This is a genomic window from Bacillus sp. BB51/4 (genome assembly GCF_008368845.1).
GTDB classification, from domain to species: Bacteria; Bacillota; Bacilli; order Bacillales; family Bacillaceae_G; genus Bacillus_A; species Bacillus_A wiedmannii.
Genome location: NZ_QOSC01000005.1, coordinates 275,438 through 297,533, shown reverse-complemented (window position 1 = coordinate 297,533; position 22,096 = coordinate 275,438). Strand labels below are relative to the sequence as shown.

Here is a 22,096-nt window from a genome sequence, read left to right as displayed (position 1 = left end):
TATCAATACTAATTAAAGGGGTTACATCAGGATGAAACAGAAGCTATTTATTTTATTTACTATTATGCTAGTTGTTCTTTCTATCGTTGGCTGTTCTTCTCAAAAAGAAGAATCGAAAGCGAAAGAACAACCGAAAACAAAAGTTGTAAAACACGCTAAGGGGGAAGCTACAATTCCAGTAAATCCAAAGAGAATTGTTGACCTATCTGGATCAACAGAAGAATTATTACTTCTTGGACACAAACCTGTTGGTACAGCAAACACATATAAAGATAAAATCCAAAATCATTTAACAAAAAAATTAGACGGAGTAAAAGCAGTAGGGTGGTACTGGGCACCTAAAGTTGATCTAGAAGCTGTTACTGCATTAAAACCAGACTTAATTATTTTAAATAATCGTCAATTGAAGATCTATGATCAATTAGAAAAGGTTGCACCAACAGTTGTTTTAGAAACAAACTTAGAAGACTGGCGCGGTAAGTTTAAAGAAGTAGGTAAACTATTTGACGAAGAAAAGAAAGCAGACAAATGGATTGCAGACTACGATAAAAAAGCAGACTCTTTATCTAAAAAAATTAAAGAAAAAACAAAAGATGAGAACTTTATGTTCGTCGCAGTTACACCACAAAACTTCCGTGTATACGGTAGCTTCGGATACGGTGACATCATCTTTAATGACTTAAAACTTCCAGCAACAAAAGGTACAGATTTAAAACAAACGATGGCACAAGTATCGCTAGAAGGTCTTGTTGCATTCCAGCCTGACCAAATGTTTATTGTAAACTTTGGCGGCGAAGCTGATAAAGTTTACGAAGACTATAAAAACAGTGCCGTTTGGAAGGACAATAAAGCAGTTAAAAACAATCACGTATATGAAGTATCGAATGAAATCTTCAATACAAAAGCTTTCAATCCAATCGGAAAAGATATGTTAATCGATGAAATCGCAAAACAAATTTTAGATAAAAACAAGTAAGAAAAAAAGCAGCTCATACCACGCTTCTATTTCTCACGCTCATAACTCTCAAGCTTTTTCATATCAATTTGAAAGAAAGAATGGATCGCATTATCACTTTTCGGCACCCCTTTGAAAATTTGTAATATCCCTTCCTCTGAAACACCGAAATAACCGCTCGTCTTTAATAATGGAGAAATATCATCAACTTTCTTTTGTAATACGATTTGCACATCATCACGATCAACGAGCTGCCATTCTTTATATTGCTGTAAAAACTTTTCTAAGTCCGCTACTTTTTCTGTAAAGATTTCCTCACTTACTTCTCCATCAACATACATTCGCTCTAATAAAATTGTAACTTCAGGCTCTTTTTCTGTTACTTCTGGTACTGGCCCTTCCGCCTTCACATTCGTTTCATAAACGAAACAAAACATCATAACGAAAGCTTGCATCGCAATCAGTATCCATTTCATTTCCGTTCACCTCTTTTAGGCAAGATCAAACTTTCATTAGTAGTTTTTCCGGAAATGGAGGTTTTATCCATATAAATGACCATATTACATTTCTCTCGAAAATAAAAAAATGCAGATAAAGTTTTATCTTTATCTGCATTAGCATTTGTTTTTATATAAAATGAAAGACGCCTGCAAAGCAGGCGTCTTGATGCGTTTACGGCGAGAGACCAGGCGACCACATTCGCGTGTTTAGCACTTAAGCATATCTCTCGTCTTACGTAAATTAGCTCATCGCTTTGCTAATATAACATTAATAAAGTATAAGTGCAACATGTTTATAAAAATATTTTATTTCCTCTTTTACCCAAACGGAATTTATGTAAATTATAAATTGATAAATGCAATATATATGTTACAATTAATATAACAGCGAAATCATAATAAACAGGAGATGGATATTGTGAAAAAAATAAAGGATGAACGTCTCATTCTGAAAACATTAAAAAACGTACGTATTGCCTTTCTTTTTCAATCGCTTGGTATAATTGGCATTTTAAGCTATATCGGATTCACTGAAGGAATGGATCAAATTACGAAATCTCCATTATGGCTATTATTTATGCTTACAAGTATTTTACTTGCTTATTTACAGTTAAGTGTTTCAATCGATGTAGAAGAAGGTGAAAAGGAAATAAACTTAACTCCTTATTACAAGCTTGTCTTACGTTCTCTTATTGTTGGAATTATTATAGCTATTATTTATATCCTTTTCAGTCCAGAGAGACCTTTTTTCCAAGCTATTTTAACAGGTAGTATTTTCTTCATATGCTTTTTAATTTCTTATTCCATTAGTTATTTCATTAAAAAACGTCGTTTACAAGACAACGATGAATAAAGAGGAAGGGCTACCCCTTCCTCTTTTGTTTTGCTATCGCATAGTACCAGTTAAACCGTAACGAATGTCTCGGAACATATTCCCTATATCACGATTAAAATCGTTTGTAACTGTACCATTACGTAGGCGTGTACTCATTGCATCGACACGAGTAAACATGTCATTTCTTACAGAAACATATACATTTCTGTTTCCAACTTCATTTGCAACGGCTTGACGAACTTCGTTTGCAAGTGCCGTTTCATTCGATACTGGATTACGCGGTTTTACCGCAATCGCCACATCGTTTCCATATACAACTGTAGACACGCGGTCTACGTTATTCATACGCTTTACACGATTTGTTATTTTTTCTGCTGTTTTACCATCATTGTTAATGTATGAATTGTTCATTGTAATATTACGTGTTGGATGCGGGTTAGCAATTTGACCGTTGTAATTTACATCGCGGTAATAATTGTTATACCCTGTATCGTTACGACCATTTCTATATGTTACATAATCTGTATAACGATCGTTACGCGTTACATTATCACGGTACTGGTGTGTATCATTATAAGATGTACGCTCGTAATTGTAGTTACGTCCATCCATTGCATTGTTATCTTTTGGTGTACCACATGCAGCTAATGCACTGGTAACTAACAAAGAAGCAGCAATCACTTTTACTTTCGTATTCAATACAAAAACCCCCTCTGTTAGAATGAACTTCTCTTCTGAAAAGCTCCCTCTTATGATGAGTAACAGAGAAGGTTTTTACACTGTTAATATTTCACTGGGGATTTTCTAACATTTGATGTAAATCTTCCATTTTCAGAACGACTCTACATACAAAAAAGGCGGGAATAATCCCGCCTTTTTTAAACTTCCTCTTCGTCCTCTTCTTCTGAAACTGGCTCCCCAAATACATTTGGTGGATCTGGTTGATAATACATCGTTCCTGGCTGTGGCGCATATGCCGATTGAGTTGGTTGATAATATAAAGGATTCGCGTATTGTGGCCCTCCAGGTTGCGGACTATATAGCCTACTCTCTCCTCCGCATCCACAATCTTCCTCTCCTTGCACGAGCGGTGGCATATTATTATCCATTGGCATCATATTTGGATTTGGCATAGACGTATATTGCGGTCCAAACGGTGCTCCTTGCTGATATGGCATTTGATATGGATTTTGTTGTTGATAATACGGATTAGGCGGCATCATAGGCTGTTGGTATGGCATTTGATATGGCATCATATTCGGTGGTTGATTATTATCCATGATCGGCATCATATTTGGCATTTGATTGTTATCCATTATCGGCATCATATTTGGCATTTGATTATTATCCATGATCGGCATCATATTTGATTATTATCCATGATCGGCATCATATTTGGCATTTGATTATTATCCATTATCGGCATCATATTTGGCATTTGATTATTATCCATGATCGGCATCATATTTGGCATTTGGTTGTTATCCATTATCGGCATCATATTTGGCATTTGGTCGTTATCCATGATTGGCATCGTATTTGGTGGTTGATTATTATCCAACATTGGCATGATGTTTGGTATTGGGTTATTATCCATGATTGGCATCATATTTGGTGGTTGATTATTATCCAACATTGGCATGATATTTGGTGGCTGATTGTTATCCAACATTGGCATGATATTTGGTGGCTGATTGTTATCCAACATTGGCATGATATTTGGTGGCTGATTGTTATCCAACATTGGCATGATGTTTGGTACTTGAATATTTGGCGGTATTACTTGCGGAATGACTACATTCTCTTTCGATACATTTGGTGACACTATATTTCCTACATTTTCTTTCTTTACTTGTGGTGATACTATGTTTCCTACATTTTCTTTCTTTACTTGTGGTGATACTATGTTTCCTACATTTTCTTTCTTTACTTGTGGTGATACTATGTTTCCTATATTTTCTTTCTTTACTTGTGGTGATACTATATTTCCTACATTCTCTTTCTTTACTTGCGGTGATATTATATTTCCTATATTCTCTTTCTTCACTTGCGGTGATACTATATTTCCTACGTTCTCTTTCTTCACTTGTGGTGACACTATGTTATCTTTTTTCGTTTGCGGAGAAATGATGTTATTAGGTTTCATTTTAGTAATTTGAGGAGCAATTAACTCGCTTCCTTTTTTAATTACATCTGAAATTTTATATTCTTTTTTTGCTTTTATTGGTGGTTGCGGCGGCTGTGGTAATACATTTACCGAAAATTTTGTGTTTTCTTTTTCTGCTGGTTTTTGTTTTTCTATAACAGTTGGTTTTTGAATAACAGACGGTTTTTCAACTGGTTTTTCCATTTGAATTGGCTTTTCTTTTTGTACTTCTTTTTGCGGTTTCACTTGCATTTCCTTCTGTGGTTTTACCTGTACTTCTTTTTGTGGTTTCACTTGCATTTCCTTCTGCGGTTTTACCTGTACTTCTTTTTGTGGTTTTACTTGCACTTCTTTTTGTGTTTGTTGCATAGCAGGTTGCTGTGTAATTGGCGCTGATTGATACGTAACTTCTTCCTCATCCTCTATTCCAAGCGGAGTTGGCGTTGCTGCAAATTCTTTTTGCTGTACTTCTTTTACGTATTGTTTTGGAGGTGATGAACCTGCTCCAGCATGTTGTTTCACGTGAACGCTGTTTGATGGTACTTTAATTTTCATACCTGGCATGATTAAATCTGGATTACTAAGTTGTGTATTTGTATTTTTCAACGTATCAAAATCTACTCCGTACTTTTTCGCAATTTTCCAAAGGGTATCCCCTTTTTGCACGATATGAATTTTCAAATTTTCCCCCTCCTGTATAACTTATCTATAAGTAACAAATCTCATGAAGTAACCCTTTCTAAATAACGCTAACTTCTTTTCACTTGTATCACTTCTTCGATTTTCAATATCATTAGAAGTGGAATAAGCATAAGAAAATCGCAATGATTTCTTCAAAACAATGTATGCCCATTTTGTTCTCGTTATGATTATATGCATGAAAAAAAGCAACAGAAATACCGTTGCTTTACACACGCTCTAACATACGATTTAATGCAAGAACCGCTTCTTCAGTCACTTGTTTATCTACGCTAATAACGTTAATTTCTTCTCCTCTTTCTACCGTTTCAAGCACCCATAATAAGTGCGGCAGATCAATTCGGTTCATCGTTAAACACGGACACATAAATGGATTAAGTGAAACAATCTCTTTATCTGGATGTTGCTGAATAATTCGGTTCACTAAATTCATCTCTGTACCAATTGCCCATTTACTTCCAGGTAGCGCTGCTTCAATCATATCAATAATATATTTCGTTGATCCTGCGTAATCCGAAGCATCAACAACCTCATAACAACATTCTGGATGTACAATAATATTCATATCCGGATGATTCTTCCGTACATTCTCAATGTTTTTCACTGTAAAGTTTTGATGAACCGAACAATGCCCTTTCCATAAAATCACTTGAATTCCTTCTATATCTCCATCGTACTCTAATGAATCTGTATGTGGGTCCCATACTGCCATTTTATCTAATGGGATACCTAAATCGTATGCTGTATTTCTTCCTAAATGTTGATCCGGTAAAAAGACAAGACGCTCTTTTTGTGTAAACGCCCAAGACACCATTTGTTTTGCATTAGAAGAAGTTACTGTTGCTCCGCCATTACGACCACAAAACGCTTTAATTGCAGCTGTAGAGTTAACATATGTTAACGGAATCATCGTATCTCCAAATAATTTTGCGAGCTCTTTCCATGCCCTTTCTGTTTGTTCAATATCTGCCATATCTGCCATCGAACAACCTGCACGCATATCTGGCAAAATAACGATTTGATCATCTGTCGTTAACATATCTGCTGTTTCTGCCATAAAGTGTACACCGCAAAATACAATATATTTCGCTTCTTTATTGCTCGCTGCAACTTGTGCAAGCTGAAGTGAATCTCCTGCTGCATCAGAAAATTGTACCACTTCATCTTTTTGGTAATGATGTCCTGGAATAAATAGTGTTTTCCCCATTTTTGCTTTAATTTCACGAACACGCTTTTCCATTTCTTCTGTTGTCATCGTGTAATAACGCTCTGGTAACATCGTTTCAATCGGTTGCACTTTTTCTAAAATATTCATATTCCTTTCTCCCCCCTCTAAGCCACTTTCCTTACGCCTCAATATTGAAACTAATATCAAGTGCTTTCACTGAATGTGTTAACGCTCCAAGTGAAATATAATCGACCCCTGTTTTTCCATATTTCGATAAATCTTCAATTGTAATGCCTCCTGATGCTTCCGTAACGATGGCACTTGGTACAATCTTTGAAAACTCCCGGATCTCATCTGGCGTACGGTTATCAAACATAATAATATCTGCACCAGCAGCTACAGCCTCTCTCACTTGCTCCTCCGTTTCTGTTTCCACTTCTACTTTCACCATATGTCCTAATTTTTCTTTCACCGATGTAACAGCTTTCGTAATAGAACCAGCAAAAGCAATATGATTGTCTTTAATCATGACACCGTCATATAAACCGAAACGGTGATTAAATCCGCCTCCGCACACGACTGCATACTTATCAAACATGCGTAGCCCTGGCATCGTTTTTCGCGTATCGCAAATACGTGTATGGCCGCTATCTAAAGCAAGAACAGCTTTATGTGTCATCGTAGCTATCCCGCTCATACGCTGGATAACGTTTAATATAACGCGCTCTGCCGTCAATAACGAAGCAATTGGTCCTTGCGCAGTTGCTATTATTTCGCCCTTTTCTACAAAATCTCCATCTTTTTTATGAAGCTCCACTTCAATTCTTTCATCAATTAATTTAAATCCTTCTTCAATTACTAAACGCCCCGCAAAGACACCTGTATCCTTCACAAGAAACGTTCCTTTTGAAAGTAAATTGTCTGGAAAAATAAGCTGAGATGTTACATCTCTTTCTCCTATATCTTCTAGAAAAAATCGATTTAATGCTTCTTTCACTTTTATCGTGTTCATAGAGCCCCTCTTCCCTTCATCACACAAGTTGTAGTTTTCTTTTCACTCGAACGATCTCTTTTTTTACGCTATTTCTATCTGGATAGTCACTTCGATAATGGCCACCAATACTTTCTTCCCTTTGCAAAGCTGACACGACTATAAGCTCACAGGCTGTTAACATATTAATAAGCGTTATCTCTTCATTTGTAAGAACATCATGTTGTAATATCATATTTCGAACACCGTACTTACTAAGCCATCTCTTTGCATAAGATAAACTTTTCTCCGTTCGCACAATCCCAACATATTTCATCATGCATTCTTGTATTTCTTCTTTCGCCGGCAAATGATTCAGAACGATAAACTTCTTTTCCTTCCCAGCCACGTTGTTCCAGCTTTCTTTTGTCGCTTTCGTTAAAATATGTTGTCCTATTCTTTTTCCAAACACAAGACCTTCTAATAATGAATTACTTGCTAATCTATTTGCTCCATGAACACCATTACAAGCTACTTCACCAACCGCATATAAATTCGGAATGGACGTCTCCCCATCACAGTTCGTTTTCACGCCGCCCATATGAAAATGAGCACCGGGTACGACTGGAATGCGTTTTTCATTTATATCGACACCATTCTTTTCACACAATGATGATACAGTCGGAAAACGTCCTTCGAAATTTTGAATAGACTCGATATTTACATACACTTGTTCACCCGCCAAAAGCTGCTCATGAATCGCTCTTGCCACTACATCACGTGGTGCGAGATCGTGATCAGGGTGTATATTCATCATAAAACGCTGCCCTTTTCCATTCATAAGGACAGCTCCTTCACCACGGACAGCTTCAGAGACGAGGCCGCAGCATCGCCCGTTCGCGTATAACATTGTTGGATGAAACTGTACAAACTCTAAATCTACGAGCTCCCCGCCTGCGCGGTACACCATCGCAAGTCCATCACCCGTAATTGTCTTATCGTTAGAAGTAAAGGCGTATAAACCGCCAATCCCACCTGTTGCTAACACCGTATACTCTGCAACGTAACGCTTCAACTTCCCTTCACTAGTTCTTGTTAAAACTCCAACACATTTATCATTTTCTATAATAAAATCGAGCACCATTTCCTGTTCCACTACCGTAACGTGCGGAGCTACTTCTTGAATGAAATGCTCTAATAAATTCTTTCCTGTTGCATCGCCACCTGCATGTAAAATACGACGCTTTCGATGTGCGCCTTCTTTTCCAAGATGAGGACCCGTTTCATCTCCATCAAATTTCATTCCATTTTCAATGAGATTATTCATTTCTTTCGGTCCTTCCTCGACTAAATAACGGACCACATCTTCATTGTTATAATGACATCCTGCTACTAACGTATCTTCAAAATGATCATTTGGATTGTCATATGTAGCAACCGCTGCGGCAATTCCACCTTGCGCTAAATATGTATTATTATTACGATTTTTTTCCTTTGTGATAATAATCACATTCTTTTCGTGACAAATCTCTTTCGCAACACGAAGTGCCGCAACGCCACTTCCAATAATTAAGACATCTGCACTTGGCATAATTGTTGCCTCCTACTTTACACTTTTCAACTGTCTTGACACCTATATTTACATAGTTTTAAAATAATGACAAGAGTTTTTTTATAATTCTTATTTTCACTACCATTTAAAAAATACAAGAAATGTAACTCTTACTAGGGAGAGGAACTTACATGATGATATATCTTGACTATGCAGCTACTACACCTATGAGTGAAGAAGCATTACACACATATATGAAAGCAGCATCGCAATACTTCGGAAATGAACAAAGTTTACATGATATTGGAGGAACAGCCTCTTCTTTATTACAAGTTTGCCGTAAAACATTTGCTGAAATGATTGGTGGAAAGGAACAAGGGGCATTCTTCACAAGCGGTGGCTCGGAATCCAACTACCTTGCGATTCAATCCCTTCTCAATGCTCGAAATAAGAAGCACATTATTACGACACCTATGGAACACGCATCCATTCGAAATTATTTTCAATCCTTACAATCAGAAGGGTATACCATTACTGAAATACCTGTTGATGAAGACGGGCTAATTCATTTAGAAGATTTAGAAACAGCTATTACAGAAAATACTGTTCTAGCAAGCATACAGCATGGAAACTCTGAAATCGGAACCGTTCAAAACATCACAGAGATCGGGGCACTTTTAAAAAAATATAACGTTTTATTTCATTCAGATTGTGTACAAACATTTGGTAAACTTCCTATCAATGTTTTTGAGATGGGAATTGATAGTCTCTCTGTTTCAGCACATAAAATATACGGACCAAAGGGTGTTGGCGCTTGCTATATAAATCCCCAAGTTCGCTGGGCACAAATATTTCCGGGAACTTCTCATGAAAAAGGATTTCGCCCAGGTACGGTAAACGTTCCTGGCATCGCATCTTTTTTAACAGCTGCTGAGAATATATTAAAAAATCAACAAGAAGAGAGCTTACGTTTTAAAGAGTTACGATCCTACTTTTTAAGACATTTACAAGCGCTTCCTCTAGAAATTCAAGTAGAAGGTCATTCTACTTCTTGTTTACCACATATTGTTGGGGTTACAATAAAAGGAATAGAAGGTCAATATACAATGCTAGAATGTAATCGCCATGGTATTGCCATTTCCACTGGAAGTGCTTGCCAAGTCGGTAAACAAGAACCTTCGAAAACAATGCTTGCAATTGGAAAAACGTATGAAGAGGCAAAACAATATGTTCGCTTCTCTTTCGGACAACAAACAACGAAAGATCAAATTGATACTACTATTCATGCACTACACACAATTGGAAATCAATTTTATAGAGGTGTTAAATCATAATGAAACAAAATGAACAAAAAAAGATTTTAGGTGAAGAAAGACGACAACTTATCCTTCAGTGGCTTCTCGCTGCAAATGAACCGTTATCTGGGAATGAACTATCGAAAAAGACAAATGTAAGTAGACAAGTTATCGTGCAAGATATTTCCTTGCTTAAAGCACGAAACGAACCAATTATTGCGACTGCTCAAGGGTATTTATATTTAAAACCACAAGAGAAACAACAAGCTTTCGAACGCGTAATTGTATGCCAACATAAACCAGCGGAAGTACGTCAAGAACTTACAATGCTTGTTGACCACGGCGTTACGATTAAAGATGTAAAAGTTGAGCATCCTGTATACGGTGACTTAACAGCGTCCATCATGGTAAGCAATCGCTTTGATGTAGAGCAATATTTACAAAAAATTGAAAATACGAATGCTTCCTATCTTTCGCAACTAACAGATGGTATTCACTTACATACAATTGAGGCAGATTCAAAAGAAAAGTTAGATGCTGCTTGCGAGGCACTAGATAAAGCAGGATTTCTCGTTTATTAATTCATGTAAAGCACAGAGTTTTTATCATTCTCTGTGCTTTTTTAGTGATATAATATTGTAATCAATTGTAAAGGGGCTCAAACATGGGAATTGAACTCGTTCACTTTAGCATTGGCAAACCAAAACAAATGAAATATAGCGAAGATAAAGAAATGATTACTGGTATATGTAAAGAACTTGCAGAAGAAGCTTTTCTCTCAAAAGATGGATTTCGTGGTGATGATGTAGCGGATTTAAAACACCATGGGGGACCTGACCGCGCAGTTTGTGTGTACCCACACGAACATTACGCACTATGGGAAGAAGAATTTCAAACTACGCTTCCAGCTTCCACATTTGGCGAAAACATTACCGTAACAAATATGTTAGAGCGTGATGTTTGCATCGGAGATACATATCAACTAGGTGAAGCAATCATTCAAGTGACACAAGCGAGAGTACCTTGTAGCACAATTTCAAAACGCCTTGGTATTCCTGGCATACTGCCGCGCATTGTAGCAACTGGATTTACTGGCTACCTATGCCGTGTTCTTCAAGAAGGTAACGTACGTAAAGATTCAAAAATTACATTACTAGAACGTCAACCGAGCATTGTTTCTGTCTTGTTCTCTAACGAAATTTATTTTCATAATAGAAAAAATAAAGATGGCATCGAAAAGATTCTTGCCGTTCCAGAACTAGCCGATATTTGGCGTGGGCAGTTAGAGGATCGTCTTGCGAAGTTAAAATAAATAGAATCCCACCATTTATAGGTGGGATTCTATTTATCTATCACAAAATGTATTATCCGATGAAATTATACCAGCAATTAGAAGGGAAATGTCGACAGTTCATCCACCTCTCTTACAACCAATAAGAAGAATAACTCCCCAGCACAGTAACAGAAAAACCGAGCGCTTCAAGTTCCATCGTTACGCCTGGCAATAATACATCATCGTATGCTTTATCGACATCAATTAAGAAAAAGTAATTTCCTAGTCCTGTTTTCATCGGACGCGATTCGATTTTTGATAGATTTAATTTTCTCCATGCGAAAGCTGATAACACTTGATATAGTGCCCCTGCATAATCAGCAGGTAACGTTATCATAAGCGTCGTTTTCTCTCCGCGGTTTTCTCCGTTATTTGGGAGTATGGTTTTCTTTTTCTTATGGAGCACTAGGAAGCGTGTATGATTGTTTTTGTGCGTATGAATATCACGCCTTACAATTGTTAAACCGTATTTTTCTGCGGCCGCTTCATTTGCAATGGCAGCGATTTTTTCTTCAGGATGTTCTTTCACATATTGCGCAGCAGCACTTGTTGATGTCATATCTCGAACAGTTACTCCTTTTAATTCTTCATTTAAAAACTTGTGGCACTGTGCAATGGCATGCGGATGAGAATGCACCGCATATACTTCATCCCACACTTCTGCATACTGCGGATGTACAAGTAAATGCTGCTGAATTGGTACTGTAATTTCTCCTACAATGGAGAGCGGCTGCTCATGTACAAGATAATCAACCGTTATATTCACTGAACCTTCTATGGCATTTTCTAACGGTACAACTGCGAAGTCTACATTTCCATTTGCAGCTGCATCAATACAGTCTGGAATCGTGCGATACGGTACATGCTCTGCTTCCGGAAAAAAACGACTCACCGCCATATTTGTAAATGTTGCTTCCGGTCCTAAATATCCTACTCGAATCATCGTCTTTTCCCCTCTTTTTCGTTTTCTTACTGTTATACCATACTTTTTTATATTCTTCTATGTAAATTTCGAATATTTAAAAAAGACTAGCGTTTGCTAGTCTAAATGTTTCCTATATTCTCTTTGAGCGAAAAAGAAATAAACGATGCATGCAGCGATATAACACAGAATAAACAAGCCTACTTTTCTTAATGAACCATCCATAAAGATCGTATTATGAAACGTATATAGCGCAACTGCACTATGCATACTTCCTACTATAATTGGCGCAAAAAATAGCATACACAATTGCCAACGGGAAATTTTCCACACTTCTTCTTTCGTCATTCCAAGCTTAGAGAGCGCCCCGTACCCTTTACGATCCGATGAAATGTTATGAAACCATTTAAAATATACGATGCTACATGAAGTAAGAAAGAATAATATACTAATAAATGAGCCTAAAAATAGAGTAATATCGCCGCCTTCTTTCATATTTACATATAACTCCATATTGCTTCGAAATGCATTATTATCTTGTTTCATATGTTTCCGTAAATCTTCATTTAATTTCTTCGTCTTTTCGATATTTGGTAATGTGTAGCCTCTATATATCATTTTTTCAGAATCAGGAACCTGATTTGCTATACTGTCAAAATCTTCATCATTCATAACGAAGAACAGACCATTAATGTACGAAGGATGATGGTTAAATTGAACCCCTTCTTTCTGACCGTTAAATACGAATTGATATGGTTGATTCATTACTTGCAATTGAATCTCTTTTTGATCATACATATACGGATGATTGTATTTACTATAATAAACGAGTGTAACTGTTCCTTTTTTAGGATGATACGTTTTCTGTTTTTGTTTTCTTGCCTCTTGATTGTATTCACTTTCTTTAATGAGCGGCGCTACTTCTGTTTCTCCCTTATTGGACTGAAAAGATGCATACACTCCAACAAAACTCATAGTTTGAAAATCATTATACCCATATTGATGCAATAATTGTTCAACCGCACCTTCCGCAAAGACTTCATGAGAAGAAGTACCTTTTTCTATGTAAGAAAATGAGTGTACTCCCCCGCCCCGCCACATATCTTGCATACCAGAAAAATATAAAAATACCGTACCTGTTGCCGTAACTACAAACGTCGTTGCCATTGACATTAGAAAGAAAAAACGACCATTTTCCTTCATTCGATGTGACAATTGATTCACTATAAATAAATACGGGTATGTATACATAATCTTTTTATTTCGTTTTATCATTTCTAATATTTGAGCAGTGCCGTGTGTAAAAGAAAAATACGTTCCGAAAAAGACAAGTATAGACACAGGGAAAAAATAGAATGCTATCGTTGTCACCGTCGCTTGTAACGCTAACGCATATCCTATCCCTAAACAAATAAAGCCGAATATACAAAGCCACATTGATGTTTTCTTCTCTTTTTTATCTGCTCGAAATTCTTTCAATAACCGAATGATTTTTATATTCCATATTCGTAAAGCACTTATAAAAGATAAAACAACAAATACGAACATATACGTAATAAACGTTCCCCCAATTGCTCTCACATCAAATATGACAGGGAGTTCTTTCGGAAGCCCCAGTAACATACTAAACACCATGAAAAAGAGCTTTAAAAAGATTATACCAAGCCCAATACCGAAAATATTAGCAAATACCCCGATCAATATTTGCTCGGTCATAATCACTCCTATTACGTTAGATTTCGTTGCTCCCATTAACATATATAATCCTAATTCTTTCTTACGTGCCTCTATGAAAATAGAAGTAGCGTACAAAATAAATATGACGAAAAAAGAAATAATTATAACATTACATATGATAAGTCCCCAGCGTACGTTTTGATACCACATCGTCTCTTGCATATACGGATGTACAATGACAGACATGTATGCAAAAGACGCAAATATCGCAAAACAACTACTTAAGAAAAACACTTTATAATTACGCCAATTTCCTTTTATATTTTGCAGCGCTAGTTGCCGAATGTTCATCTATCGTCCCCCTATAACTTACTACATAGGCAAAAAGCTAGAGGTTTCTCTAGCTTTGCACGTGTTTCAAATATCCCCTTTGCGCGATCATAAAGTAAATCGCAGAAGCTACAATGTATACTCCAATTACAATCGCACCTGATTTCCATAAATCAATATAAAGCATTTTCCCTAACGTATGAAGAGCAAATCCACTATGAATTGCACCGATCAAAATTGGGATAAAGAAGATAACACCCATTTGTCGAATCGCAATTTTACGAATTTCTTTATCTGTCATACCGATTCTCTTTAACGATTTAAATTGAATACGATCTTGTTCTTTATCGTTAAACCATTTAAAGTATGTCATACTACAAGCGAAGAAGAAGAACAGTACAGCTACGAAGAAACCGATAAACATCGTAATTGCTCCTGATTCCCTTATATTTTTATAGGCGAGCACCGAGTTATTTAATTCCCCTTGCTTATCTGGTGCAATTTCCTTTTTCAAATCTAACACAAGGTCTTCCGTACTTTTCCAGTCTTCTATATAATAACCGTAATATTTCGTCTTTTCTTCATCTGGTACGAGCTTTGCGTATTTCTCAAAATCTTGATCATTCACAATGAGATATTCACTATCATTAAAAACAGAAAATGGAGTTGGCTCATTTAATTGAACAGACTGCGTTTGTCCGTTAATTTTAATTTCATACGGTTTCGTACGATCTATCTTCATCATATCGTTCGCCATATCCATTACGACCATCGTTGCACTACCTGGTGCATTATGAACTTCTCTAACTTGTTCTCTCTTTTGTTTACGTACTTCAGCATTATATTCTTTTTCTGAAACAATCGCCATCGGTACTTCATGTTCACTGTTAAACATCGTGATTTTTTGAGTTCCAGGAAGTTTTACGTACATTACTTCTCGCGCTTCTTCAAATCCGTGTTTTTTTATTAATTCTTTTGCCTTTCCTTCTTTGATGACATTATGCGTATTTATTCCCTTTTCCTCATACGAAATAGCATGCGGGGTACTAGTTACTGCCTTATAACTCATATCCTCAAAAAATACGTACAGTGTACCAACTGCTGAAGATACAACGGCCGTAATGATAGAAATTACAAATAGAAAACGAGCATTATCTTTCATTTTATAAATAAGATTGCTAAGTACGAACATATTTGGATATGTATAAAAAGATCTTTTTCTTTTTTGCAATGCTTTTAATACGACTGTACTACCTTGTGTAAACAGTAAATAAGTTCCGCCTATCGTCAGCCCTACAATCGGTAAAAACAGTATGATAAAATTCATAAATGTCACTTGGAAGCTAAGTACATATGCAACAATAATACATCCTATACCAACTACACATAACGATGTAAATGCAAAAGGTTCTACTTTTTGTTTTCTTGCTTCTCTTAATAAATCGATAATTTGCAAGCGCCCTACTGTCCAAACACTAAACAATGATAAGATTAAAAATAGAATAAAGTATACACCAGCTGTAATAAGAATTGCTTTACTATTCCATACGAGTGGAAGTGTTTTATCTATTTTCAATATTACGCTTAATGCTTGGAAAAATAATTTTGAACAAAGCATGCCAAGCCCAATACCTACTACAATTGCAATGCTACCTAACATAAGCTGTTCTAATATAATCATTCGGCCAAGTTGAGATTTTGTTCCGCCTATTAATGTTAATAGACCAAACTCTTTTTTTCTTGCTCGTAAAAATGTTGAATTTGCATATAAAATAAAGAGTGCTGAGAAGATGACTACAATATAATTCATCGATTCTAGCCCTTTTGAGATCATCTCTCTCATACTAATATTACCACTTACGACATCTGGATGATAAATAAAGGAAGCATACATGAAAAATACGACAATCGATAAACAGCTACTAATAAGGAAAGCTTTATAATTACGCCAATTTCCTTTTACGTTATTAAGCGCGAGCTGGCGAAAGTTCATGATATTCCCCTCCTAGCATCGCAAGTACGTCCAGAATTTCTTGGAAAAAGGCTTGTTTCGTTCTTCCTTTATGTATTTCTGAAAAAATTTCTCCGTCGCGAATGAAAAGAATACGCTCGCAATAACTCGCCGCTACTGGATCATGCGTTACCATTGCAATTGTCACTTTCTTTTGTTCATGTAAATCTTGCAACGCGCTCATTAATGATTTTGCTGACTTTGAATCTAAGTTTCCAGTTGGCTCATCCGCTAAAATTAACGTCGGTTCATGAATGATCGCTCTCGCAGCTGCTGCACGTTGTTGCTGTCCGCCTGATACTTCATATACTTTTTTATTTAATATTTCTTCGATATTTAAGAACTTTGCAATCTCAAGCACTTTTGCATCGATTTCATTTACAGATTTCTTCGCCATTACAAGTGGTAAAATGATATTTTCTTTAATCGATAACGTATCAAGTAAGTTAAAATCTTGGAAAATGAACCCTAAATGTGTACGGCGAAACTCTGCTAATTTTGCAGCACGCATTTGATTAATTTCTTCGCCATTTACAAGCACATGACCTGAAGTTTGCTTATCAATTGTTGCTAATAAATTTAAAAGCGTTGTTTTCCCGCTTCCTGAAGGACCCATAATCCCTACAAATTCGCCTTCTTCTATTTTAAAATTTATATCATTTAAAGCAGTCGTCGCTACTGAACCTTTTGATTGGTACACCTTTGTTAATCCTTTTACTTCAAGAACACTCATTTCTAATCCCCCTATGTGTTTTCTTCTTACATTTACTATAAGAAAAATAAGAAAAAGAAACGAGTGATTTCCCTTACAAAACGTTTTGTTATCTTACAGTTTTGTCATTTTTCTCATTAATGTATGATATTCTTCATCTTTTGCAAATTGGAACGTGAATGTTGTCCCTTCCCCTTCAGCCGATTGCACATACATTCCATGATGTAAATTATCGCAAATTTCCTTCGTAATATATAAACCCATTCCAGTCGCTTCTCTCGTTTTACGGCCATTTATTCCCGTAAAGAATGGATCAAATATACGCTTTACATCTTGCTTTGGAATACCAATTCCATTGTCCTTAATATGTAGTAACACCTTTTGATCTTTCTCTTCAATTTGAAATTGAATTTCCTTTTTCTCTGCTTCTGAAATTTTCGTATACTTAATTGCATTTACAACAATTTGCCCTATAGCAATACTGAGCCATTTTCTATCAGATGCAACCATACAAGTATCTTCATCAAACATTACTTTCGGAAATACCGACGATTGAATGAAAGATTTTCGATTTTCATTAATAATACCCCTGATGATATCTATCACATTTACTACTTCTACTTTATAATCTTTCGCAAATTGCTCTAACCTTGCCATATGTAACGCTAAATCTAAACCATTTAGTATACGATTATTTTCTTCGCGAATACTTTCAACTGTTGCTCTTGCTTCACGATGCTCTTTACCAAACTTTTGTAATAGCAATTCTATAACCGATACTGGTGTTTTCATTTGATGAATCCATTGGTTCATAAATATCATTTGCTGTTGTTCTTTCGCATGTTGTTTATGAACTTCATTCATATATTGCTGTCTTAATAGCGTAAACGATTCAACAACCATCTCTTGCTCTGACGTATAAGAAGTATCAATAAGTAAAGAGTCGTGTAATGTATTTCCGCTAGCAACATATTTTTCGATTCTTTTTAAAAATATACTTCGTTTTCGATAATCGTAAATGAGGTATACAATAAATACAACTGTCCCTAATAAAAGCCCATATAACCACGTACTCCAATCAATGGATCTTTTTTCTAAAAAACTTTGCAACTGCAAAACGAGCCCAAATAAACAAAGGCTACTAATATAAGAAAGAAGTAAAGAAAAACGGTCCATGAAGTAATTTTTAACCTTCATGCCCTTCGCCCCACTCTGTAAGAAGCGCATAACCATATCCGCGTTTCGTTACAATTGCATTTTGAATGCCTAGCTCCTCTAGTTTCTTCCTTACGCGTTTTACATTTACGGTTAATGTATTATCATCAACAAAAGCTACCTCATCCCACAGGGCTTCTAACAGTTCTTCACGCGTTACATATTGATTTGCTTGTTTCATTAAACATTCTAATAAGTAAAATTCATTTTTTGTCAGCTCCGTTTGTTGCCCCTGCCACTCAACAATGTGCTGGGACGGAAATAACAACAGTCCATTTACACCTAAACAATCACTCTCAGCAACAGAGGCATACTCACCATAGCCACGACGAAGTGCACTTTTCACCTTAGCCATTACAATATCTAAATGGAATGGCTTCGTAATGTAATCATCTCCACCATTCTCGATCGCCATTACTTGATCCATTTCCCCTGTTCTTGCAGAAACAAAAATAATCGGCGCATTCGATACAGTACGAATTTGACGACACCAATAAAAACCATCAAAATATGGTAAATTAATATCCAGTAATACGAGATGAGGATTTATTTTTACGAACTCATCTTTTATATGACGTAAATCACTTGCTCTAAACGATTGATAGCCATACCTTTCTAAATGCTCCTCTAATATTCCCGCTATTTTTTCATCATCTTCTACAATTAATATTTTATACATGTTCGTTTTCTCCCCATAAAAAATTCTTCCAAAGCCACTCCTTGTTCTATTATAAATTGAAAATTAAATTAGTGGGTATTTTTTCCTATACGAATCAGACATTTACAATAAAAAAAGACTGCCATATTTCGGCAGTCTTAATCGATAAATTCAAATTGATATTCAAGAATTTTTACAATATCTCCGTCTACTGCACCACGTGCACGAAGGGCTTCATCAATACCCATTCCACGCATTTGACGAGCAAATCGGCGTACAGATTCATCACGTGAGAAGTCTGTCATTTTGAATGTTTTCTCAATATCATAACCAGAAATAACAAATGTGCCATCACTTTCGCGTGTAATTTCAAAATTAGATTCAGATTCAAATTTGTACATTACACTTGCTTCAGATTCTTCTACATCATCGTACATTGGGAATTCTGGTGTTGTTTCTAATAAGTTCGCTACTTCAAATAGTAAGTCACGAACACCTTGTTTCGTTATAGCTGAGATTGGGAAAATTTTCACTTCGTCTCCCAATTTTTCTTTAAATGCTTGTAAGTTTTCTTCTGCACCTGGCATATCCATTTTGTTTGCAACAACAACTTGTGGACGCTCAGTTAAACGCATATTGTATTCTTTTAGTTCACTATTGATTGTTACATAATCTTCATATGGCTCACGGCCTTCTAAACCAGACATATCGATAACGTGCACGATTACACGTGTACGCTCAATATGACGTAAGAATTGGTGTCCAAGTCCGACGCCGGCATGTGCGCCTTCAATTAGTCCAGGAAGGTCAGCCATAACGAAGCTGCGGTTATCACCAGTTTCAACAACACCAAGATTTGGAACGATTGTTGTAAAGTGATACTCTGCAATTTTCGGACGCGCTGATGATACAACAGATAATAATGTAGATTTACCTACACTTGGGAATCCAACAAGTCCAACATCTGCTAGCACTTTAAGTTCTAACGTGACATCACGTTCTTGACCTGGTTCACCGTTCTCAGCGATTTCTGGCGCTGGGTTCGTCGGTGTTGCGAAACGTGAGTTACCACGACCACCGCGGCCACCCTTTGCGATTACAGCTGTTTGTTCATGCGTTACTAAATCGGCAAGAATTTCACCTGTTTTTTCATCTTTTACTATTGTTCCCGGTGGAACCTTTACGATTAAATCTTCAGATTTACGACCGTGCTGACCTTTACTCATTCCATGCTGACCACGATCAGCTTTGAAATGACGTTGGTAGCGGAAGTCCATTAATGTACGTAAGCCTTCCTCAACAACAAAAACAACATCTGCACCTTTACCACCGTCGCCACCTGCTGGGCCACCTTTAGGTACATACTTCTCACGACGATACGCAACCATTCCGTTACCACCGTCGCCGCCTTTTACATATATCTTGACCTGATCTACAAACATTATTTCACCACACTTTTTTCGATTGGTTGTAATATAACTGAGACTTCTTCGTCTCGTACTGTATAAGAAATGGAATACCATTTATTGTTTTGGTTCGCAAGCCAATTCTGTAGTTCTTCTACACTCGTTAGCTTACCACGAAAATCAAAAAAGAAACGAGCATTCTCCGCGTCACATTCAATTGTGATACAAACATAATTTTCAACATATACGTCTAAACTATGCTGAAGTATTGAGAAAAATTGATTCGTCCATATACATACAGTCTCATCTAAGTGAGATAAGTTATGTAATTTCCCTAATACTTCGTACTCCAATAAGCACGGCTGCTGTTTCCAATTATATGTTAAAATCCACTCTGAAAATAAAGGCATTGATAGCCCTATCAGATTGGATTCTTGTCTCGCTTCTTGGACAAAACGATCGATGAGACTATGAATCTCTTCCACTTTTCCAAGGGAAAGGTTTCCTTTCACCATCTGCATACGATTGAGCCAATCATGTCTTGAATGACGCAATGCATCTATAATTGTCCATTTTTCATTCATTTAGATACCCCTTAATATAGAAAAACTCTAACCTGCACTCAGGTTAGAGTTTTCCGTGAGTTCTTATGCTTCTTGAGCAACAGGATATACGCTCACTTGTTTGCGGTCACGGCCAAGACGCTCAAAGCGTACTACGCCGTCAACTTTCGCGTATAAAGTGTCATCGCCACCACGACCAACGTTAACACCTGGATAAATTTTTGTACCGCGTTGACGGTAAAGAATTGAACCACCTGAAACCGTTTGACCATCTGCGCGTTTAGCACCAAGACGTTTTGACTGAGAGTCACGACCGTTCTTTGTACTACCTACACCTTTCTTAGATGCGAAAAACTGAAGATCTAATCTTAACATACGTTACACCTCCTGCACTTTTTCTATTAAACGGATATACTTTCCGTAATCAAGTTCGATCGTCTTAAGCGAAACAACCAATCCTTCTAAAAGTATCTGTGCTTTTTCTGCTGTATGAACGTCTAAATCATTAGGCAATTCATACGTTAAGAATCCGCCGTCACTTCCGAGTTCAATAGTTGCCTGCACATTACAAAGTTCTTCCACTGCATTTATAGAACCAAACACAACCGCTGTAGTTCCAGCACAGACAAGATCTTGTCCATGTGGCGCATAATTGGCATGTCCAGTCATTTTAAATGATTGGATACTTCCTAATTTCGTGCGACTTATCGTAATTTTAATCATGTTAACCTGGATTAAGCGTTGATAGCTTCAACAACTAGCTTAGTGTAAGGTTGACGATGACCTTGTTTCTTACGATTGTTCTTTTTCGCTTTGTATTTGAAAACGATGATTTTCTTAGCGCGACCTTGTTTTTCAACTTTCGCAGTAACTGTTGCACCTTCTACAACTGGGCTACCAACTTTAACGTTTTCGCCACCAACGAAAAGAACTTTGTCAAAAGTAACAGTTTCACCAGCTTCAACATCTAATTTTTCAATGTAGATTGCTTGACCAGCTTCAACTTTAATTTGTTTTCCACCTGTTTCGATAATTGCGTACATACTTGCACCTCCTCTTAATTACTAAGACTCGCCAAAAACGAGGTAGACATAAATGTCTTTAGGGAACCTGTCTTGTGCGGTTGTAGCATATAGCCGTTTAGGTGCT

20 protein-coding genes, 2 pseudogenes and 1 other annotated feature are annotated in these 22,096 nt (G+C 36.6%); of the genes and pseudogenes, 5 read left to right on the top strand and 17 right to left on the bottom strand.

Annotation, left to right across the window (positions count from 1 at the left end; translation table 11 throughout):
- Positions 1-31 precede the first annotated feature (31 nt).
- The gene (locus DN392_RS03820; RefSeq protein ID WP_064470247.1) at positions 32-976 is read left to right on the top strand and encodes an iron-hydroxamate ABC transporter substrate-binding protein; all 945 of its coding nucleotides are present in this window, start codon (positions 32-34) and stop codon (positions 974-976) included.
- A 29-nt stretch (positions 977-1,005) separates the two neighbouring features.
- Here DN392_RS03820 and DN392_RS03815 read toward each other — a convergent pair.
- A pseudogene (locus tag DN392_RS03815) lies at positions 1,006-1,431 on the bottom strand (BofC C-terminal domain-containing protein); the annotation flags it as partial.
- Between the two features lie 433 nt (positions 1,432-1,864).
- Here DN392_RS03815 and DN392_RS03810 point away from each other — a divergent pair.
- Entirely contained in the window at positions 1,865-2,308 is a 444-nt protein-coding gene (locus DN392_RS03810) for a branched-chain amino acid ABC transporter substrate-binding protein (RefSeq protein WP_074651162.1), read from the top strand.
- 33 nt (positions 2,309-2,341) lie between these two features.
- Here the strand turns inward: DN392_RS03810 and DN392_RS03805 are convergent, their stop codons facing one another.
- From DN392_RS03805 to nadB, 5 genes and pseudogenes are all read right to left on the bottom strand, one after another.
- Entirely contained in the window at positions 2,342-2,989 is a 648-nt protein-coding gene (locus tag DN392_RS03805; protein ID WP_048565738.1) for a YhcN/YlaJ family sporulation lipoprotein, read from the bottom strand.
- 179 nt (positions 2,990-3,168) lie between these two features.
- Positions 3,169-5,117: pseudogene (exsA, locus tag DN392_RS03800) on the bottom strand (spore coat assembly protein ExsA).
- 226 nt (positions 5,118-5,343) lie between these two features.
- The gene (gene nadA / locus DN392_RS03795; protein ID WP_088321506.1) at positions 5,344-6,450 is read right to left on the bottom strand and encodes a quinolinate synthase NadA; all 1,107 of its coding nucleotides are present in this window, start codon (positions 6,448-6,450) and stop codon (positions 5,344-5,346) included.
- 31 nt (positions 6,451-6,481) lie between these two features.
- A complete protein-coding gene (nadC, locus tag DN392_RS03790) occupies positions 6,482-7,315 on the bottom strand; it encodes a carboxylating nicotinate-nucleotide diphosphorylase (protein ID WP_088321505.1) in 834 nt (277 codons plus the stop codon).
- 19 nt (positions 7,316-7,334) lie between these two features.
- Complete coding sequence (nadB, locus tag DN392_RS03785; RefSeq protein ID WP_001138521.1) at positions 7,335-8,864, bottom strand: L-aspartate oxidase; 1,530 nt, start codon at positions 8,862-8,864, stop codon at positions 7,335-7,337.
- A 152-nt stretch (positions 8,865-9,016) separates the two neighbouring features.
- On the opposite strand from nadB, the gene DN392_RS03780 reads away from it, so the two are divergent.
- From DN392_RS03780 to DN392_RS03770, 3 genes are all read left to right on the top strand, one after another.
- Positions 9,017-10,159, top strand: coding sequence for an IscS subfamily cysteine desulfurase (locus DN392_RS03780; protein WP_061672412.1), 1,143 nt, complete (start codon positions 9,017-9,019; stop codon positions 10,157-10,159).
- Positions 10,159-10,701, top strand: coding sequence for a transcription repressor NadR (locus DN392_RS03775; protein ID WP_000812272.1), 543 nt, complete (start codon positions 10,159-10,161; stop codon positions 10,699-10,701). Before DN392_RS03780 ends, DN392_RS03775 begins: the two co-directional genes overlap by 1 nt.
- Before the next feature lie 83 nt (positions 10,702-10,784).
- Positions 10,785-11,432: an MOSC domain-containing protein gene (locus tag DN392_RS03770; protein ID WP_064056499.1), complete on the top strand. Its 648-nt coding sequence runs from the start codon at positions 10,785-10,787 to the stop codon at positions 11,430-11,432.
- A gap of 112 nt (positions 11,433-11,544) precedes the next feature.
- Here DN392_RS03770 and pheA read toward each other — a convergent pair whose 3' ends face one another.
- The 11 genes from pheA to rplU all read right to left on the bottom strand — a co-directional run bounded on the left by pheA (position 11,545) and on the right by rplU (position 21,990).
- The gene (pheA, locus tag DN392_RS03765) at positions 11,545-12,396 is read right to left on the bottom strand and encodes a prephenate dehydratase (RefSeq protein WP_000621715.1); all 852 of its coding nucleotides are present in this window, start codon (positions 12,394-12,396) and stop codon (positions 11,545-11,547) included.
- A 96-nt stretch (positions 12,397-12,492) separates the two neighbouring features.
- A complete protein-coding gene (locus DN392_RS03760; RefSeq protein WP_001026330.1) occupies positions 12,493-14,403 on the bottom strand; it encodes an ABC transporter permease in 1,911 nt (636 codons plus the stop codon).
- A gap of 49 nt (positions 14,404-14,452) precedes the next feature.
- Complete coding sequence (locus DN392_RS03755; protein ID WP_088321504.1) at positions 14,453-16,375, bottom strand: ABC transporter permease; 1,923 nt, start codon at positions 16,373-16,375, stop codon at positions 14,453-14,455.
- Positions 16,350-17,126: an ABC transporter ATP-binding protein gene (locus DN392_RS03750; RefSeq protein WP_000114530.1), complete on the bottom strand. Its 777-nt coding sequence runs from the start codon at positions 17,124-17,126 to the stop codon at positions 16,350-16,352. Before DN392_RS03750 ends, DN392_RS03755 begins: the two co-directional genes overlap by 26 nt.
- A 93-nt stretch (positions 17,127-17,219) precedes the next feature.
- Complete coding sequence (locus tag DN392_RS03745; RefSeq protein WP_000865389.1) at positions 17,220-18,302, bottom strand: HAMP domain-containing histidine kinase; 1,083 nt, start codon at positions 18,300-18,302, stop codon at positions 17,220-17,222.
- The gene (locus DN392_RS03740; protein ID WP_000276710.1) at positions 18,292-18,999 is read right to left on the bottom strand and encodes a response regulator transcription factor; all 708 of its coding nucleotides are present in this window, start codon (positions 18,997-18,999) and stop codon (positions 18,292-18,294) included. The genes DN392_RS03745 and DN392_RS03740 overlap by 11 nt, the downstream gene beginning before the upstream one ends.
- Positions 19,000-19,136: 137 nt before the next feature.
- A complete protein-coding gene (gene obgE, locus DN392_RS03735; protein WP_000497116.1) occupies positions 19,137-20,420 on the bottom strand; it encodes a GTPase ObgE in 1,284 nt (427 codons plus the stop codon).
- Positions 20,420-20,968 carry a sporulation initiation phosphotransferase B gene (locus DN392_RS03730; RefSeq protein ID WP_001003578.1) on the bottom strand — a complete coding sequence of 183 codons (549 nt, stop codon included), beginning with the start codon at positions 20,966-20,968 and terminating at the stop codon, positions 20,420-20,422. The genes obgE and DN392_RS03730 overlap by 1 nt, the downstream gene beginning before the upstream one ends.
- A 63-nt stretch (positions 20,969-21,031) precedes the next feature.
- Positions 21,032-21,322 carry a 50S ribosomal protein L27 gene (gene rpmA / locus DN392_RS03725; protein ID WP_000944957.1) on the bottom strand — a complete coding sequence of 97 codons (291 nt, stop codon included), beginning with the start codon at positions 21,320-21,322 and terminating at the stop codon, positions 21,032-21,034.
- A 3-nt stretch (positions 21,323-21,325) separates the two neighbouring features.
- Positions 21,326-21,670, bottom strand: coding sequence for a ribosomal-processing cysteine protease Prp (locus tag DN392_RS03720; protein WP_002008596.1), 345 nt, complete (start codon positions 21,668-21,670; stop codon positions 21,326-21,328).
- 11 nt (positions 21,671-21,681) lie between these two features.
- A complete protein-coding gene (gene rplU, locus DN392_RS03715) occupies positions 21,682-21,990 on the bottom strand; it encodes a 50S ribosomal protein L21 (RefSeq protein ID WP_000270907.1) in 309 nt (102 codons plus the stop codon).
- Positions 21,991-22,004: 14 nt separating this feature from the next.
- Positions 22,005-22,082: a sequence feature (ribosomal protein L21 leader region), on the bottom strand.
- Between the last annotated feature and the right edge of the window lie 14 nt (positions 22,083-22,096).